At 66.5% G+C, this 14,799-nt stretch carries 15 protein-coding genes; 12 read left to right on the top strand and 3 right to left on the bottom strand.

The features are described 5' to 3' along the window. Positions 1-20: 20 nt before the first annotated feature. The 9 genes from tolR (at position 21) to RBB31_RS04980 (ending at position 8,902) form a co-directional block, all read left to right on the top strand. Positions 21-494 carry a protein TolR gene (gene tolR, locus RBB31_RS05020; RefSeq protein WP_306128165.1) on the top strand — a complete coding sequence of 158 codons (474 nt, stop codon included), beginning with the start codon at positions 21-23 and terminating at the stop codon, positions 492-494. Positions 495-501: 7 nt separating this feature from the next. Then, the gene (locus RBB31_RS05015) at positions 502-1,665 is read left to right on the top strand and encodes an energy transducer TonB (protein ID WP_306128268.1); all 1,164 of its coding nucleotides are present in this window, start codon (positions 502-504) and stop codon (positions 1,663-1,665) included. Next, positions 1,662-2,024 (top strand): hypothetical protein, encoded by a 363-nt coding sequence (locus RBB31_RS05010; protein ID WP_306128164.1) that lies wholly within the window; start codon positions 1,662-1,664, stop codon positions 2,022-2,024. The genes RBB31_RS05015 and RBB31_RS05010 overlap by 4 nt, the downstream gene beginning before the upstream one ends. 1 nt (position 2,025) lies before the next feature. Continuing rightward, positions 2,026-3,354 carry a Tol-Pal system beta propeller repeat protein TolB gene (gene tolB, locus RBB31_RS05005; RefSeq protein WP_306128163.1) on the top strand — a complete coding sequence of 443 codons (1,329 nt, stop codon included), beginning with the start codon at positions 2,026-2,028 and terminating at the stop codon, positions 3,352-3,354. An 83-nt stretch (positions 3,355-3,437) separates the two neighbouring features. Beyond that, on the top strand, positions 3,438-3,953 hold the full coding sequence (pal, locus tag RBB31_RS05000) for a peptidoglycan-associated lipoprotein Pal (protein WP_306128162.1): 516 nt from the start codon (positions 3,438-3,440) through the stop codon (positions 3,951-3,953). A 19-nt stretch (positions 3,954-3,972) separates the two neighbouring features. Next, the gene (gene ybgF / locus RBB31_RS04995) at positions 3,973-4,866 is read left to right on the top strand and encodes a tol-pal system protein YbgF (protein WP_306128161.1); all 894 of its coding nucleotides are present in this window, start codon (positions 3,973-3,975) and stop codon (positions 4,864-4,866) included. Beyond that, positions 4,863-6,116: a tRNA lysidine(34) synthetase TilS gene (gene tilS / locus RBB31_RS04990; RefSeq protein ID WP_306128160.1), complete on the top strand. Its 1,254-nt coding sequence runs from the start codon at positions 4,863-4,865 to the stop codon at positions 6,114-6,116. Before ybgF ends, tilS begins: the two co-directional genes overlap by 4 nt. Before the next feature lie 78 nt (positions 6,117-6,194). After that, positions 6,195-8,117, top strand: a complete 1,923-nt coding sequence (gene ftsH, locus RBB31_RS04985) for an ATP-dependent zinc metalloprotease FtsH (protein ID WP_306128159.1) — start codon at positions 6,195-6,197, stop codon at positions 8,115-8,117. Between the two features lie 2 nt (positions 8,118-8,119). Beyond that, positions 8,120-8,902: a methyltransferase domain-containing protein gene (locus RBB31_RS04980; protein ID WP_306128157.1), complete on the top strand. Its 783-nt coding sequence runs from the start codon at positions 8,120-8,122 to the stop codon at positions 8,900-8,902. Positions 8,903-8,972: 70 nt separating this feature from the next. On the opposite strand, the gene RBB31_RS04975 is transcribed toward RBB31_RS04980, so the two are convergent. Then, positions 8,973-9,893 (bottom strand): hypothetical protein, encoded by a 921-nt coding sequence (locus RBB31_RS04975; RefSeq protein WP_306128156.1) that lies wholly within the window; start codon positions 9,891-9,893, stop codon positions 8,973-8,975. Between the two features lie 161 nt (positions 9,894-10,054). Between RBB31_RS04975 and RBB31_RS04970 the strand changes: the two genes are divergently transcribed. The 3 genes from RBB31_RS04970 to folD all read left to right on the top strand — a co-directional run bounded on the left by RBB31_RS04970 (position 10,055) and on the right by folD (position 13,479). Then, the gene (locus tag RBB31_RS04970; RefSeq protein ID WP_306128155.1) at positions 10,055-10,663 is read left to right on the top strand and encodes an MOSC domain-containing protein; all 609 of its coding nucleotides are present in this window, start codon (positions 10,055-10,057) and stop codon (positions 10,661-10,663) included. A gap of 177 nt (positions 10,664-10,840) precedes the next feature. Continuing rightward, on the top strand, positions 10,841-12,517 hold the full coding sequence (locus RBB31_RS04965; RefSeq protein ID WP_306128154.1) for a formate--tetrahydrofolate ligase: 1,677 nt from the start codon (positions 10,841-10,843) through the stop codon (positions 12,515-12,517). Positions 12,518-12,588: 71 nt separating this feature from the next. Then, positions 12,589-13,479, top strand: coding sequence for a bifunctional methylenetetrahydrofolate dehydrogenase/methenyltetrahydrofolate cyclohydrolase FolD (folD, locus tag RBB31_RS04960; RefSeq protein WP_306128153.1), 891 nt, complete (start codon positions 12,589-12,591; stop codon positions 13,477-13,479). 103 nt (positions 13,480-13,582) lie between these two features. Here folD and RBB31_RS04955 read toward each other — a convergent pair whose 3' ends face one another. Both RBB31_RS04955 and pdeM read right to left on the bottom strand, forming a co-directional pair. Then, positions 13,583-14,002 carry a PaaI family thioesterase gene (locus tag RBB31_RS04955; protein ID WP_306128152.1) on the bottom strand — a complete coding sequence of 140 codons (420 nt, stop codon included), beginning with the start codon at positions 14,000-14,002 and terminating at the stop codon, positions 13,583-13,585. Between the two features lie 71 nt (positions 14,003-14,073). Next, positions 14,074-14,748, bottom strand: a complete 675-nt coding sequence (pdeM, locus tag RBB31_RS04950) for a ligase-associated DNA damage response endonuclease PdeM (RefSeq protein WP_306128151.1) — start codon at positions 14,746-14,748, stop codon at positions 14,074-14,076. Between the last annotated feature and the right edge of the window lie 51 nt (positions 14,749-14,799).

Raw genomic sequence — 14,799 nt, 5'->3', positions numbered from 1 at the left:
CTGAGCGAGGCATGACTTAAATGGGTGCTGGCGTTGTTCAAAAATCAGGTGACACCGGCCGCAGGCGCAGGGGCCGCGGGCGGTCGCGCCCGATGGCGGAAATCAACGTTACGCCCTTCGTGGACGTCATGCTGGTGCTGCTGATCATCTTCATGGTGGCCGCGCCGCTGATGACCGTGGGTGTACCGGTGCAACTTCCCGAGACCGCGGCCAATGCCCTGCCTGGCGAGGAAGAAGAGCCGCTGACCGTCACGGTGACCGCCGAGGGGGTGGTCATGATCCAGACCACCGAGGTGCCGCGCGGCGAGCTGGTGAACCGCCTGCGCGCCATTGCCACGGAACGCGACAGCACGCGGGTGTTCCTGCGCGCGGACGGGGCGGTGCCCTATTCGGACGTGATGCAGGTGATGGGCGCGCTCAATCGCGGCGGATTTGCCAATATCGGCTTGGTGACCGATGCCGGCGGTCCCACGCTTGACGAGCAGGGCGGCTGAGATGCGGCTGGACACCGGGCAGATCATTTCCGGTGTGGCCCACACGGGCCTGATCGTCTTTGCGATTTTCGGCGGAGCGTTCAAGTCCGACCCCTTGCCGTTCGAGATCACCGAGGTGACGGCCATCTCGGAAGAGGAATACGCGGCCATGATCGCCGAGCCGTCGCCCGACGCGGTGGCCAATGTCGACACGCCCGAGCCGCCCGAGGAGGGACAGGCGCCCGAGCTGTCGTCCGAGGCCGATGCCGCGCCCGAACAGGATCAGCCCGAGGTGACCGAGACCGCCGAGCCGGACCCGGTGCCCGAGGCCGTCGAGCCCGAGCCGATGCCCGTGCCGGAGGCCGAGATCGCCGACGCGCCGCAGGAGCCGACGCCGCCGCAAGAGGACACCGCTGTTCTGGCGCCCGAGCGGTCAGAGCGCCCCCAGCCCCGGCCCGCGCCGCGCGTCGCCCCCGAGGCGGTGGAGCAGCCCGAACCGGATGTCGAGATCGCCGACGTGGATCAGGAGGCCCCCGAGCCCACCGAGCAGGCCGAGGAGCCTGTGCCGGAACAGGAGGAAACCGCCCGACAGGAGGCCACGACCGAGATCGTGACCGAAGCCGAGGAAGTCGCCTCTGCCGCGCCGCCGCGCTCGGTACGCCCGCGCACGCGGCCGGAACAACCAGTCCCGGCCGCCCAGCCCGACCCCGAGCCGGAGCCCGAACAGCAGCCTGCGCAGCAGGCGGAACCCGCGGCGGAGCCGGAACCCGAGACACAGCAGGCCACCAGCCCCGACAGCTCTGCCGTGAACGACGCGCTGGCCGAGGCGCTGGGCAGCGACCCCGAACCGCAGGGCAGCCCGCAGGGGCCGCCGCTGACGGCGGGAGAAAAGGACGGGTTGCGCGTGGCGGTGCAGGAATGCTGGAACGTCGGTTCGCTGAGTTCGGACGCGCTGGCGACCACGGTGACCGTGGCGGTAACGATGTCGGAGGATGGGCGCCCGATCACCAACTCGATCCGCATGATCGGCAGCGAGGGCGGCAGCAACGCCTCGGCGCAGCAGGCGTTCGAGGCGGCACGGCGGGCGATCATCCGCTGTGGTGCGAGCGGATATAACCTGCCGATCGAGAAATACGCCACGTGGCGCGAGATCGAAATGACATTCAACCCCGAGAGCATGCGGATCAGATGACACGGCATGGTATCAGCAAAGCGACGATGCTTGCGGGTCTTCCGGCCCCGGTCGCGGTTCTCAGGGCCGATCCGGCGGACAGATCGCGCAAATTTCGCGAGGACGTGCCGGGCTGCTGGAACCCGTCCGCGGGCGGCACTGTTGTCACCGTAGCGTTCGGGGTGAACCGGAAAGGCACGGTTGTTGACGACGGTTTGCGCTCAATTCCCCGTGAGGTGAGCGGCACGACCTCTTTCACGGCGGCGCGACGTGCCATTCTGGTCTGCGGCCAGACGGGGTTTGACTTGCCACGAAACCGGTATGACGCGTGGCGCGAAACAGAGATGACATTCGACCAAAGGGTCGAAGGGGAGCAGTGACATGAGAGTATTTCTGGCCCTTGTGGCGATCCTTGCAGGCCTTGCCGCGCCCTTGATGGCGCAGGAAGAGCGCAGCGGGCCGCTGAGGATCGAAATTACCGAGGGCGTGATCGAGCCCTTGCCCTTTGCGGTGCCGAATTTCGTGGCCGAGAGCGCACAGGCGCAGGAGATGGCGGCCAATATCACCCGTGTGATCGCCGCCGACCTGACCGGCACGGGGCTGTTCCGCGAAATCCCGCAGGACGCGCATATCGCCCGGGTGACGGCGTTTTCGAGCCCGGTGCAGTTTGCGGACTGGAAGGCGATCAATGCGCAGGCGCTGATCGTGGGCGGCGTGAGCGTGGATGACAGCGGCAAGGTCGTCGTGCGGTTCCGCCTGTATGACGTGTTCGCGGGCCAGGAGATGGGCCAGGGCCTGCAATTCGTCGGCACGGTGGATGGCTGGCGGCGCATCGCGCACAAGGTCTCGGACCAGGTCTATTCGCGCCTGACGGGCGAGGCGCCCTATTTCGACAGCCGGGTCGTCTTTGTGTCCGAGACCGGGCCAAAGGACGCGCGGCAGAAGCGGCTGGCGATCATGGATTATGATGGCGCCAACGTGACCTACCTGACCGACAGCGCGTCGATCGTGCTGGCGCCGCGGTTTTCGCCGGGCGGGGATCGGGTGCTTTACACCAGCTATGAAAGCGGGTTTCCCAAGATCTACGTGCTGGACGTGGCGACGGCGGGGCGCAACGTGCTGAACGCCGCCGATGGCGAGATGAGTTTCGCGCCGCGCTTTGCGCCCAACGGGCAGACCATCGTCTACAGCCTGACCACGGGCGGCAACACCGACCTTTACCAGTTGAACATCGCGTCGGGGCAGACCTCGCGCCTGACCACCACGCCGTCGATCGAGACCGCGCCCAGCTTCAGCCCCGATGGCAGCAGGATCGTGTTCGAATCCGACCGCTCGGGCACGCCGCAGCTTTACGTGATGCCCGCCGGCGGCGGCGAGGCGACGCGGATCAGCTTCGGGCAGGGCCGCTATGGCACGCCGGTCTGGTCGCCGAGGGGCGATTTGATTGCCTTTACCAAGCAATCCAAAGGCCGGTTCCATATCGGCGTGATGCGCACGGATGGCAGCGAGGAACGCCTGTTGACCGCCTCCTTCCTGGACGAGGGGCCCACCTGGGCGCCCAATGGCCGGGTCATCATGTTCACCCGCGAAACCCAGGGCGCGCAGGGCGCGTCGAGCCTGTGGTCGGTGGACATCACCGGTCGCAACCTCAAGCAGGTGCGCACCGAAACCGGCGCCTCGGACCCGTCCTGGGGACCGTTGCAGAACTGAGGCCGCAAAAGGGACATGCATCCGATGCGGGCCTATGATATTAACCATTGCAAGAGCAACAAGACATCGAGTGGGGCACTGAAATGAAACATCTGAGCAAGGCACTGATCGTGGTGGCGGGGCTGGCGGTCAGCGCGTGCAGCAATCCAGACCGGTTCGGCGACCAGTACGGCGACGGCACGGGCACCAGCGGCACGGCAGGCGGCGTCGCGGGCACCGCGCAGGATCCGCAATCGCCGCTGTATTTCCAGCAGACGATCGGTGACCGTGTGCTGTTTGCCGTGGACCAGTCCACCCTGTCGCCCACGGCGACGGCGACACTGGACGGACAGGCGCAATGGCTGGCCACCAACGTGGAATACAACGCCATCATCGAAGGCCACGCCGACGAGCAGGGCACGCGGCAGTACAACATCGCGCTGGGCGCACGCCGCGCCAATGCGGTGCAGGAGTACCTGATCTCGAGGGGCGTCAGCCCGGCACGGCTGAAGGTCATCAGTTACGGCAAGGAACGCCCGCTGGAGATTTGCAGCGAGGAAGCGTGCTATGCCAAGAACCGCCGGGCGGTGACGGTGATCTCGGCTGTGCCGACAAGCTAGGGCGATTTGTGGGGTGAACATGCGTCGTGTGATACTGGGCCTCGTGGTGGCCGCGTTCGGGATGGGGCCGGTTTCGGCCTCGGCCCAGCAGGCCAATACCGAAACCCTGGCGGATATCCGGCAGGAGCTGTCGGTGCTGTATGTCGAACTTCAGAAGCTGAAGCGTGAGCTGAACACCACCGGGGCCACCGGCACCGCGACGGTGGGCGGCAGCGTGCTGGACCGGGTCAACACGATCGAATCCGAATTGCAGCGCCTGACCTCCAAGACCGAGGAGCTTGAGTTCCGTATCGACAGCGTGGTGACCGACGGCACCAACCGCGTGGGCGACCTGGAGTTCCGGATCTGCGAGCTGGAACCCTCGTGCGATATCGGCAGCATCGAGCCCGGCGACACGCTGGGCGGGGTGGCGCCGGCGACGTCCGGGCAGGGCGCGACGGGCGCCGCACCGGCCACCGGCACGACCGGCAACGCCACCACGGGGGACGCCAGCGGCAGCACCGCAGGGGGCGAGGGCAACGTGCAGATGGCTGCCGCCGAGCAAGCCGATTTCGACGCGGCCATGGCGGCCTTCGAGGCGGGCGAATACGCCGCCGCGGCCGAGCAGTTCGAGCGTTTCACCACCAATTATCCCGGCAGCCCGATGGAGGCGCAGGCCGGGCTGAAGCGGGGCGAGGCGCTGGAGCAGGCAAATGACATGACGGGCGCCGCGCGCGCCTATCTCGACACGTTCAGCACCGCGCCGGACGGCCCGCAAGCGCCGCAGGCGCTGTTCCTGCTGGGCCGGTCGCTGGGCGCGCTGGGCCAGACCAACGAGGCTTGCCTGACCCTGGGGGAGGTGGCGCAACGCTTTCCGCAATCGCCCGCGGTGGGGCAGGCGGCGTCGGCGATGCAGAACCTCGGGTGTTCGTGAACGACTCCACGTCGCATATTCTCGATCAGTTCGTAGCGACATTCGGCAATGCCCGGCCCAGGCGGCTGGGCATTGCCGTATCCGGCGGCAGCGATTCGCTGGGCCTGCTTCTGCTGGCCCGCAAATGGGCGACGCAGGGCGGGCCGGACCTTCATGCGGTGACGGTGGACCATGGCCTGCGCGCGGCCTCGCCGGACGAGGCGGCGGCGGTCTCGGTCATCTGCGAGCGGCTGGGCGTCGCGCACAAGACGCTGGAATGGCGGGGCTGGGAGGGCGCGGGAAACCTGTCTGACGCGGCGCGCCGGGCGCGGTACAGCCTGATCGCCGATTGGGCCAAGACCGAGAGCATCACCGACGTCGTGCTGGGGCACACGCTGAACGACGTGGCCGAGACCTTCGTGATGCGGCTCGCGCGCGAGGCCGGGGTCGACGGGCTGGCGGCGATGGCACCAAGCTGGCGGCAGGGCGAGGTCGCGTTCCGCCGCCCCCTGTTGCAGGTGTCGCGGGCCGAGTTGCGGGCGCTGGTCGAACGCGAAGGGCTGGACTGGGTAGACGACCCGAGCAATGTCGACGACGCGTTCGAGCGGGCGCGGGCGCGCAAGGCGCTGGCCGTGCTGGAGGATATGGGGATCACCGCCCGCGGGCTCGGCAACGTCGCCCGCCACCTGGGTGAGGTCCGCACGACACTTTACTGGTACGTTTTCCTGGCGGCGCGCAACTATGCCACATTCGACAGGGGCGACGTGCTGATCGACCGCAAGGGCTTTCGTACCCTGCCGCGCGACATCTGCCGCCGCATGGTGCAGGAGATCCTGTGCTGGATCAGCGGCGCGGAGTACGGCCCGCGCGGCAAGGCCGTGGACCTGATGCTGGAAGCGATCCGTGGCGGCACCGGCATGACGCTGCACGGCGTGATCCTGAGCGTCGAGGCCGAACGCCTTCGGTTCGCGCGCGAGGCAAAGGCGGTGGCGGACGTGACGGCGAAGCCGGGCGCCGCCTGGGACGGGCGCTGGCAACTCGAGGGCCCGTGGCCCGAGGGCGCCAAGGTGGCCGCACTGGGCGAGGCGGGCGTACTGGACTGCGAAAACCGTGCGCAATCGGGGCTGCCGCACACGTCGCTGGCGGCCAGCCCGGCCGTCTGGCGGGACGGGCATTTGGTCGCGGCGCCGCTGGCCGGGCATGCAGAGGGCTGGACGGCAACACTTTTGCGGGATGAAGACATGTTCTTTGCAAGCGTCCTTGCGCATTGAACAACACTTAACGATCTCTATTTATAAGGTTCGGGCCATGTGTTAGGTCAGGCCCGGAATGACGTGAGGAGAAAGCCCTTGGGCAACGCGAGAAACTTCGCCTTCTGGTTGGTCCTGTTCCTGTTGATCATGGCGCTGTTCAGCCTGTTCAACGGATCGGGCAACACCCTGCAAAGCAAGGCAATTCCCTATTCCGAGTTCGTTCAGGCGGTCGAGGGCGGTGAAGTGTCCGAGGTGACGCTGGACGGCGAGAACGTGCGTTTCCGGGGCGAGGACGGCAACAATTACTCGACCATCAAGCCGGAGGACGCCGAGATCACCGCCCTCCTGCTGGAGCAGGATATCCCGATCAAGGCGGAATCGCAGGAGCAATCCGGCTTTCAGACCTTCCTGATCTCGCTGCTGCCTTTCGTGCTGCTGATCGGCGTGTGGATCTATTTCATGAATCGCATGCAGGGCGGCGGCAAGGGCGGCGCCATGGGCTTTGGCAAGTCCAAGGCCAAGATGCTGACCGAAAAGCATGGCCGTGTGACGTTCGACGACGTGGCGGGCATCGACGAGGCCAAGGAAGAACTGGAAGAGATCGTCGAGTTCCTGCGCAACCCGCAGAAGTTCAGCCGTCTGGGTGGCAAGATCCCCAAGGGCGCGCTGCTGGTCGGCCCTCCGGGTACCGGTAAGACGCTGCTGGCCCGCGCAATCGCGGGCGAGGCGGGCGTGCCGTTCTTTACCATTTCGGGCTCGGACTTCGTCGAGATGTTCGTGGGTGTCGGCGCGAGCCGTGTGCGCGACATGTTCGAACAGGCCAAGAAGAACGCGCCCTGCATCGTCTTCATCGACGAGATCGACGCCGTGGGTCGCCACCGGGGCGCCGGCTATGGCGGCGGCAACGACGAGCGCGAACAGACGCTCAACCAGCTTCTGGTCGAGATGGACGGGTTCGAATCGAACGAAGGTGTGATCATCATCGCAGCCACCAACCGCAAGGACGTGCTGGACCCCGCGCTGCTGCGCCCGGGCCGGTTCGACCGGCAGGTGACGGTGCCCAACCCCGACATCAAGGGCCGCGAGAAGATCCTCGGCGTCCATGCTCGCAAGACCCCGCTGGGCCCGGACGTGGACCTGCGCATCATCGCGCGCGGCACGCCCGGTTTCTCGGGGGCGGACCTTGCCAACCTGGTGAACGAGGCGGCGCTGATGGCCGCCCGCGTGGGCCGGCGGTTCGTGTCGATGGTGGATTTCGAACAGGCCAAGGACAAGGTCATGATGGGTGCCGAGCGGCGCAGCATGGTGCTGACGCCCGCGCAGAAGGAAAAGACCGCCTATCACGAGGCCGGTCACGCCATCGTCGGCCTGGCCCTGCCGCAATGCGACCCGGTCTACAAGGCCACGATCATTCCGCGCGGCGGTGCATTGGGCATGGTGGTCAGCCTGCCGGAGATCGACCGCCTGAACTGGCACAAGTCGGAATGCGAGGAGAAGCTGGCCATGACCATGGCCGGCAAGGCCGCCGAGATCATCAAGTACGGCCCCGACGCGGTGTCGAACGGTCCGGCGGGCGACATCCAGCAGGCGTCGTCGCTGGCGCGGGCCATGGTGCTGCGCTGGGGCATGTCCGACAAGGTCGGCAATGTCGATTACGAACAGGCGCACGAAGGCTACATGGGCAACGGCGCCGGCGGCTTCTCGATCTCGGCCCACACCAAGGAGCTGATCGAGGACGAGGTCAAACGCATGATCGACGAGGCGTATCAGCGGGCCTATGACATCCTGACCGAACGGCAGGAAGAGTGGGAACGTCTTGCGCAGGGCCTGCTGGAGTACGAAACCCTGACCGGCGAGGAGATCGAGCGCGTCATCAACGGCGATCCGCCCGAGGCGAATGACGACGACCAGGGCGGTACACCCCAGAAGGACGACAAGCCTTCACTGACCGCGATCCCCAAGACCAAGCCGAAATCGTCGCCCCCCGATGGCGGGCTGGAGCCGGAACCCACAGCGTGACGATGACGACTACCGCGAAGACCGACTGGAACCCGGGCGCCTATGCCCGGTTTCACGATCTCCGGCTGCGGCCGGGCCTCGACCTCGTGAACACGATCAGCAGCATGGGCGCGGGCGACATCTACGATCTGGGTTGCGGCAGCGGCGCCCTGGGCGAGGCGCTGCGCGCCCGCGCGGGCGGCCGCAAGGTGATCGGCGTGGATGCCAGCCCGGCGATGCTGGAAAAGGCCCGCGCGTCGAAGGGCCACGACAGCTACAGCCAGGCCGACATCGCCGAATGGACACCGTCGCGGGCGCCGGGGCTGATCTTTTCCAACGCCGCGCTGCACTGGGTAGGCAACCACGAGCAGTTGCTGCCCCGACTGGCCCGGATGCTGAGCAAGGGCGGCACGCTGGCCGTGCAGATGCCGCACCAGAACAAGGCGCCGTCGCACCGCGTCTGGCTGAGCCTGGTCGAGGAAATGTTTCTCGGCCGGGTCGAGAAGATGGGCACGCCCGGCGTCATGGCACCGGTCAAGTACGATGAGCTTCTGTCCGGCATGGGCCAGTTCCGCCTGTGGGAAACCGAGTATTACCAGCGCCTGATGGCCGAACCGGGCAGCCACCCGGTGCGCCGCTTCACCGAGAGCACATATGCCCGCCCCGTGCTGGAAGCGCTCGATGAAGGCGAGAAGGCGGCGCTGATCAAGCGTTACGAGGAAGCCATGCACGCGGCCTATCCGGTGCGGTCCGACGGCTCGGTCCTGTTCCCGTTCCGCCGGATGTTCTTTACCCTGTCGGTCTGAGCGGGGGCGTTTTCTTGCAAAAGAAAACGGGACGGAATTTTTCAAAAATTCCGGCACGCTCGCTGCACCGTCACGTGCCGTTTCGGGCGGCGTAATAGACCATCGCTTCGTCCAGCAGGCGAAACCCGGTGTCGAACGCGGTAAGCGTCATGTCGTGAACGGACCCGGGGAATCCTGTGGGCAGCTCCGCCGTGACGCTGTCGGTCAGGGCCAGTTGCATGGCCGCGTTGTGGAACATCTTGATGCGCTCCATGACCACATCGCCGTTGGGCGGTTCGTCCAGCATCTCGTCCATGAGGTCCAGCACGTCGTCGGAGATGCAGAGCGTCCGGTACATCAGGTCCACCGCATCGCGTTCGGGCATGTGCAGGTCTTCGAATGCGGGTGCGTTGCGCCAGATGCACGGACTTTGCGCGCCCAGCGCCCGAACTCTTTGCACCGCATAGGGCAGAAGGAAAAGCTGCGTGTCGTTGTCGGTGAACCGTCCCGAGATCAGGGCCTCGCGGCCGCGCGTGTAAGCCTTGTCCAGCGTCAGGCCGCGGTTGAAGCGCGCCAGCATCGCGGCAGGGGATTCTCCGGGCAGGGCGCGGGGGGGCGGCATGGACCGCGCCCACGCCCAGCCGTCGCGCAGGCCGCGCATATGCGCAGCCATGCCAAGCCTGTCGGCGGAAAGCGCGCTGTCGAATTCTTCCTGCGTCCCGTTGGCGGCAAGCGTGGCCATCAGCAGGATATGCCGGTGCCCGGCGCCGAGCGCGTCGAGATCCTGCGCGCCGGCCTTCTCGCGGACGTCCTCGAAGAGCTCGAAGACCTGCACGGCCATCCAGTCGGTTTCGCTGATACCGGGGTAGTGCCGGCGGTTCGTGGCGGAGGTCAGGACCTTGCCGTGCTTGACCAGTGCGATGGTCCGGTTCTCGGCGTGGAATACCTTGACCGACTCCCACGCCTCGGGCGAGAGCGGCATGGGGCGTTTGCGAAAGAAAGCGAAGGCCATCAACATTCCTTTTCATGCGTGGTCGGGGCGAAGATGACCGGGGACCTTGACCTGTTTTGGGCGATAAGGTGACATGCCCGGACGATGATAGGATTTTTTCCCGGTAAAGACCGGAAGTCGCCGTCGTGTGCGGTGACTGACACGTGTGAAGGAACGCGCCGATGCCTGCCTTGATACCGACCGACCATTATGCCGAGGTGACCTGGATCGGATGCGTTGCCGACCAGAAGAGCGGCATTCGCTCGGCCCCGATGGATCAGGTGGACCTCACATGGGACGGCGTGCCGGGCGAGTTTCACGGCGGGCGCACCCGGCCTGCCTGCGTGCGGGTGAAGGACCAGCACGCGGAAGGCACCGAGATTGCCAATGTGCGGCAGCTGTCCATCGTCTCGGCCGAGGAAATTGCGGCCATCGCCGACGAGATCGGGATCGACAGCCTGCGCCCCGAATGGCTGGGCGCGTCGCTGGTACTGAAGGGGATCGACGATTTCAGCCGTCTGCCGCCCTCGTCCCGGCTGCAGACCGAGGCCGGGACGGCGCTGATCGTGGACATGGAAAACCGCCCCTGCATCTGGCCCGCGAAGGAGCTTGAAAAGGACCATCCCGGCCTCGGCAAGCGGTTCAAGCCCGCCGCCGCGCACCGGCGGGGTGTGACGGCCTGGGTCGAACGGCCCGGGCCCTTGCGCGTGGGCGACAGGATGCGCCTGCATGTGCCCGACCAGCGGCCCTGGCTGCATCTGGAAGGATGCCTCAGCGGCAAGTCGTTCTGAGCACGGCCCGGCGTTTCCGGGGCACATTGGAAACACTCGAGTTTCCGATGTGAAACGCGGGCGCGACAGGCTGCCGCATCAGCCCGCGGAAATGTCGGATTCCTGACCGGGTGAGGGCATCCGAATTTGTATGGCTGTCCCCGAAGCATCATCGCTTATGTCCAAAGGGAAGACAAAATGAGCCACAAATCAGACATCGAGATTGCGCGTGCGGCGTCGAAGAAGCCGATCCAGGAGATTGGCGACAAGCTTGGCATTCCGGGCGAGCACCTGCTGCCCTACGGGCATGACAAGGCGAAGGTGAGCCAGGACTACATCAACTCGGTCCAGGGCAACGAGGACGGCAAGCTGATCCTGGTGACCGCGATCAACCCGACGCCGGCGGGCGAGGGCAAGACCACCACGACCGTGGGGCTGGGCGACGGTCTGAACCACATCGGCAAGAAGGCGATGATCTGCATCCGCGAGGCCTCGCTGGGGCCGAACTTCGGGATGAAGGGCGGCGCCGCGGGCGGCGGCTATGCCCAGGTCGTGCCGATGGAGGACATGAACCTGCATTTCACCGGCGACTTCCACGCGATCACCAGCGCCCACGCGCTCTTGTCGGCGATGATCGACAACCACGTCTACTGGGGCAACGACGCCGAGATCGACACCCGCCGGATCGTCTGGCGCCGGGTGGTGGACATGAACGACCGCTCTTTGCGCCAGATCACGTCAAGCCTTGGCGGTGTGGCCAACGGCTTTGCCCGCGAGGACGGCTTCGACATCACCGTGGCCTCGGAAGTCATGGCGATCCTGTGCCTGGCGAGCGACCTGAAGGACCTCGAGGAACGGCTGGGCTCGATGATCGTGGCCTACCGCCGCGACCGCAGCCCGGTCTATTGCCGCGACATCAAGGCCGAGGGCGCGATGACCGTCCTTCTGAAGGACGCGATGCAGCCCAACCTGGTGCAGACGCTGGAGAACAACCCGGCCTTCGTGCATGGCGGGCCGTTCGCCAACATCGCGCATGGCTGCAACTCGGTCATCGCCACGAAGACGGCGCTGAAACTGTGCGACTACGTGGTGACCGAGGCGGGCTTCGGCGCCGACCTGGGCGCCGAGAAGTTCATGAACATCAAGTGCCGCAAGGCCGGGATCGCGCCCTCGGCGGTGGTTCTGGTCGCCACGGTGCGGGCGATGAAGATGAACGGCGGCGTGGCCAAGGCCGACCTGGGCGCCGAGAACGTCGACGCGGTCAAGGCGGGCTGCCCGAACCTGGGCCGGCATATCGAGAATGTTAAGTCTTTCGGTGTACCGGTGGTGGTGGCGATCAACCACTTCGTGACCGACACCGATGCCGAGGTGCAGGCGGTGAAGGACTTCGTGGCCGAGAACGGCGCCGAGGCGGTGCTGTCGCGTCACTGGGAGCTGGGCTCGGAAGGGTCGGCGGACCTGGCGAAGAAGGTGGTGGAGACGATCGAGAAGGGCGAGGCGGACTTCAAGCCGCTTTATCCCGACGAGATGGGTCTCTTCGAGAAGGTCGAGACCATCGCCAAGAAGATCTACCGCGCCGACGAGGTGATCGCGGACAAGAAGGTGCGCGACCAGCTGAAGCAATGGGAAGATCAGGGGTACGGCAACCTGCCCGTGTGCATGGCCAAGACGCAGTACAGCTTCTCGACCGACCCGACGCAGCGCGGCGCGCCCACGGGCCACTCGGTCCCGGTGCGCGAGGTGCGGCTCTCGGCCGGCGCGGGCTTCGTCGTGGTGGTCTGCGGCGAGATCATGACCATGCCGGGCCTGCCCAGCCGGCCGGCCTCGGAAAACATCCGCCTGAACGACCAAGGCGAAATCGAAGGGTTGTTCTAAAGGACGTGTTTCCCCCGCCCGGTACCAACGGTATAGGGTGGGGGACCATTCTTGGGGCCGGGAGGACAGACATGACGGCAGAGATTATCGACGGCAAGGCGTTTGCCGCAAAAGTGCGCGAGAAGGTGGCGGGGCACGTGGACCGCCTGAAGGAAGAGCACGGCATCACGCCGGGGCTGGCCGTGGTGCTGGTGGGCGAGGACCCGGCAAGCCAGGTCTACGTGCGCTCGAAGGGCAAGCAGACCGTCGAGGTCGGCATGAACTCCTACGAGCACAAGTTGGAGCCGGACACCTCGGAAGAGGATCTGCTGGCGCTGATCGACAAGCTGAACAACGACAAGGACGTGCATGGCATCCTTGTGCAGCTGCCGCTGCCGGACCATCTGGATTCCGACCTGGTGATCAACTCGATCGACCCGGCCAAGGACGTGGACGGGTTTCATATCTCGAACGTGGGCCTGCTGGGTACCGGGCAGAAGAGCATGGTGCCCTGCACGCCGCTGGGCTGTCTGATGATGCTGCGCGAACACCATGGCTCGCTTTCCGGCATGGACGCGGTGGTTGTCGGGCGGTCGAACATCGTGGGCAAGCCGATGGCGCAGCTGCTGCTGGGAGACAGTTGCACCGTGACCATCGCGCACAGCCGCACCAAGGATCTGGCGGAGGTCGTGCGCCGCGCCGATATCGTGGTGGCCGCCGTGGGCCGGCCCGAAATGGTGCCGGGCGACTGGATCAAGGAAGGCGCCACCGTGATCGACGTGGGCATCAACCGGGTTGAGCGCGACGGCAAGAACAAGCTGGTGGGCGATGCGGACTATGAGAGCTGCGCGGCGCGCGCGGGGGCGATCACGCCCGTTCCCGGTGGCGTGGGGCCGATGACCATCGCGTGCCTGCTGGCCAACACGGTGACGGCCTGCTGCCGCGCCAACGGATTGCCGGAACCCGAAGGGCTGACGGCCTGAGGTTTCTTGCCCGGCGGCCATCGCCGGGCAGCCCCCGACCGCCCCCACAGGCGGGGACCGCCCTCATCGCTAACCTGAAGGGTTACGACCTAGTGTCGTGCCGCTACAGGTCCACCGGGATCATGGTGCCGACCATCATGGCCACGTGGCGCTCGGCCCCATCAATGACTGAAAAGACATCCGATTGCACCACCATCAGGCGTCGGCCCGGCTTGATCACCCGGCCCCGGGCGACGAGGGTATCGCCCGCGCCGGGGGCGAGCAGGTTGATCTTCATTTCCGTGGTCATCACCTCCATCCCCTCGGGGATCAGCGTGAGGGCGGAGTACCCCGCCGCACTGTCGCCGATGGCGAAAGTCAGCCCGGCATGGGCGACGCCCTGCTGCTGGCGGCTGCCCTCGAGGACGGGGGCGGTGATCTCGACCCGGCCTTCGGCGATGCCGGTGAGCGTGGCGCCCAGCGTCTGCATCATGGATTGCCGGGCAAAGCTGTCGCGGATGCGGGTTTCGATTTTCGAGGACATGGGGCGTGGGTCTCCGTGAGGTCTCGATCGCGCAGTCTAGGTGCGGTGGGCGGCGATGGGAACAGGGTGCATCAGCCGGCCCTGCCGCGCGGCATGGGGGCGGGATGCGGCGTCTTGCCGGTGAGGATCGCCAGCGCCTCGGGGCGCATCAGGCCGCAGAGCGCAGCATCATGGCTGCGCAGACCGCCGGTATAGGTACCGTAGGCGGGCATCACCAGCCGGTCGGTGTCGAGCAAAAAGGCCGGACGAGTGATGGCGCGGCCCCGGACCGGCAAGGTGACCTTGGGGTGATAGTGCCCCGACACCTCGCCGGAATAGCCGCCCTGCGCGATGTGGCGGAAGGTGAGTGGCGGGACGGGCAGCTCGAACAGGTGCGCACCGCCGAGGTCGACGGGGCCGGGATCGTGGTTGCCCTCGATCCAGATCCAGCGGCGGCCGGCCTGAAGGCGGCTGATCCAGAGCTTTTCGGCCTCCAGCAGGGCGCGGGCGGCGAGCGCGTCGTCGAAGCTGTCGCCGAGGCAGATGACGGTGTGGGCGCCGGTCGCCTCGAGGTCGGCCTGCAGGCGCGAGAGGGTATCGTGCGTCTCGTAGGGGGGCAGTTGCGCCTCGCCCAGCCGCGCGCGGCGTTCGGTCTTGCCAAGGTGCATGTCCGACACGCACAAGAGGTTCTGGTCACGCCAGTAAAGCGCGCCGGAGCCGAGAGCGGTGAGGCGGGCGCCTGCCAATGTGAACTCGTAGCCGTTCATGCTTCGTTCATCACGCGGGGCGAGCGATTTTGCAAGCGGTTTCCGGGGAAT

It is taken from the genome of Roseovarius sp. MMSF_3350, assembly GCF_030733425.1.
Lineage (GTDB): Bacteria > Pseudomonadota > Alphaproteobacteria > Rhodobacterales > Rhodobacteraceae > Roseovarius.
The sequence above is the reverse complement of the archived record's forward strand: the minus strand, read 5'-3'. Positions and strand labels throughout refer to the sequence as shown.

What these genes read in the sequence shown, in the direction of transcription:
- pal (WP_306128162.1), top strand. Translation starts at nt 3,438, where the DNA reads ATGAAACATCTGAGCAAGGCACTGATCGTGGTGGCGGGGCTGGCGGTC.
- folD (WP_306128153.1), top strand. Translation starts at nt 12,589, where the DNA reads ATGACGGCAGAGATTATCGACGGCAAGGCGTTTGCCGCAAAAGTGCGC.
- tolR (WP_306128165.1), top strand. Translation starts at nt 21, where the DNA reads ATGGGTGCTGGCGTTGTTCAAAAATCAGGTGACACCGGCCGCAGGCGC.
- RBB31_RS04965 (WP_306128154.1), top strand. Translation starts at nt 10,841, where the DNA reads ATGAGCCACAAATCAGACATCGAGATTGCGCGTGCGGCGTCGAAGAAG.
- RBB31_RS04970 (WP_306128155.1), top strand. Translation starts at nt 10,055, where the DNA reads ATGCCTGCCTTGATACCGACCGACCATTATGCCGAGGTGACCTGGATC.
- ybgF (WP_306128161.1), top strand. Translation starts at nt 3,973, where the DNA reads ATGCGTCGTGTGATACTGGGCCTCGTGGTGGCCGCGTTCGGGATGGGG.
- pdeM (WP_306128151.1), bottom strand. Translation starts at nt 14,748, where the DNA reads ATGAACGGCTACGAGTTCACATTGGCAGGCGCCCGCCTCACCGCTCTC.
- RBB31_RS04975 (WP_306128156.1), bottom strand. Translation starts at nt 9,893, where the DNA reads ATGGCCTTCGCTTTCTTTCGCAAACGCCCCATGCCGCTCTCGCCCGAG.
- RBB31_RS04980 (WP_306128157.1), top strand. Translation starts at nt 8,120, where the DNA reads ATGACGACTACCGCGAAGACCGACTGGAACCCGGGCGCCTATGCCCGG.
- RBB31_RS04955 (WP_306128152.1), bottom strand. Translation starts at nt 14,002, where the DNA reads ATGTCCTCGAAAATCGAAACCCGCATCCGCGACAGCTTTGCCCGGCAA.
- tolB (WP_306128163.1), top strand. Translation starts at nt 2,026, where the DNA reads ATGAGAGTATTTCTGGCCCTTGTGGCGATCCTTGCAGGCCTTGCCGCG.
- RBB31_RS05010 (WP_306128164.1), top strand. Translation starts at nt 1,662, where the DNA reads ATGACACGGCATGGTATCAGCAAAGCGACGATGCTTGCGGGTCTTCCG.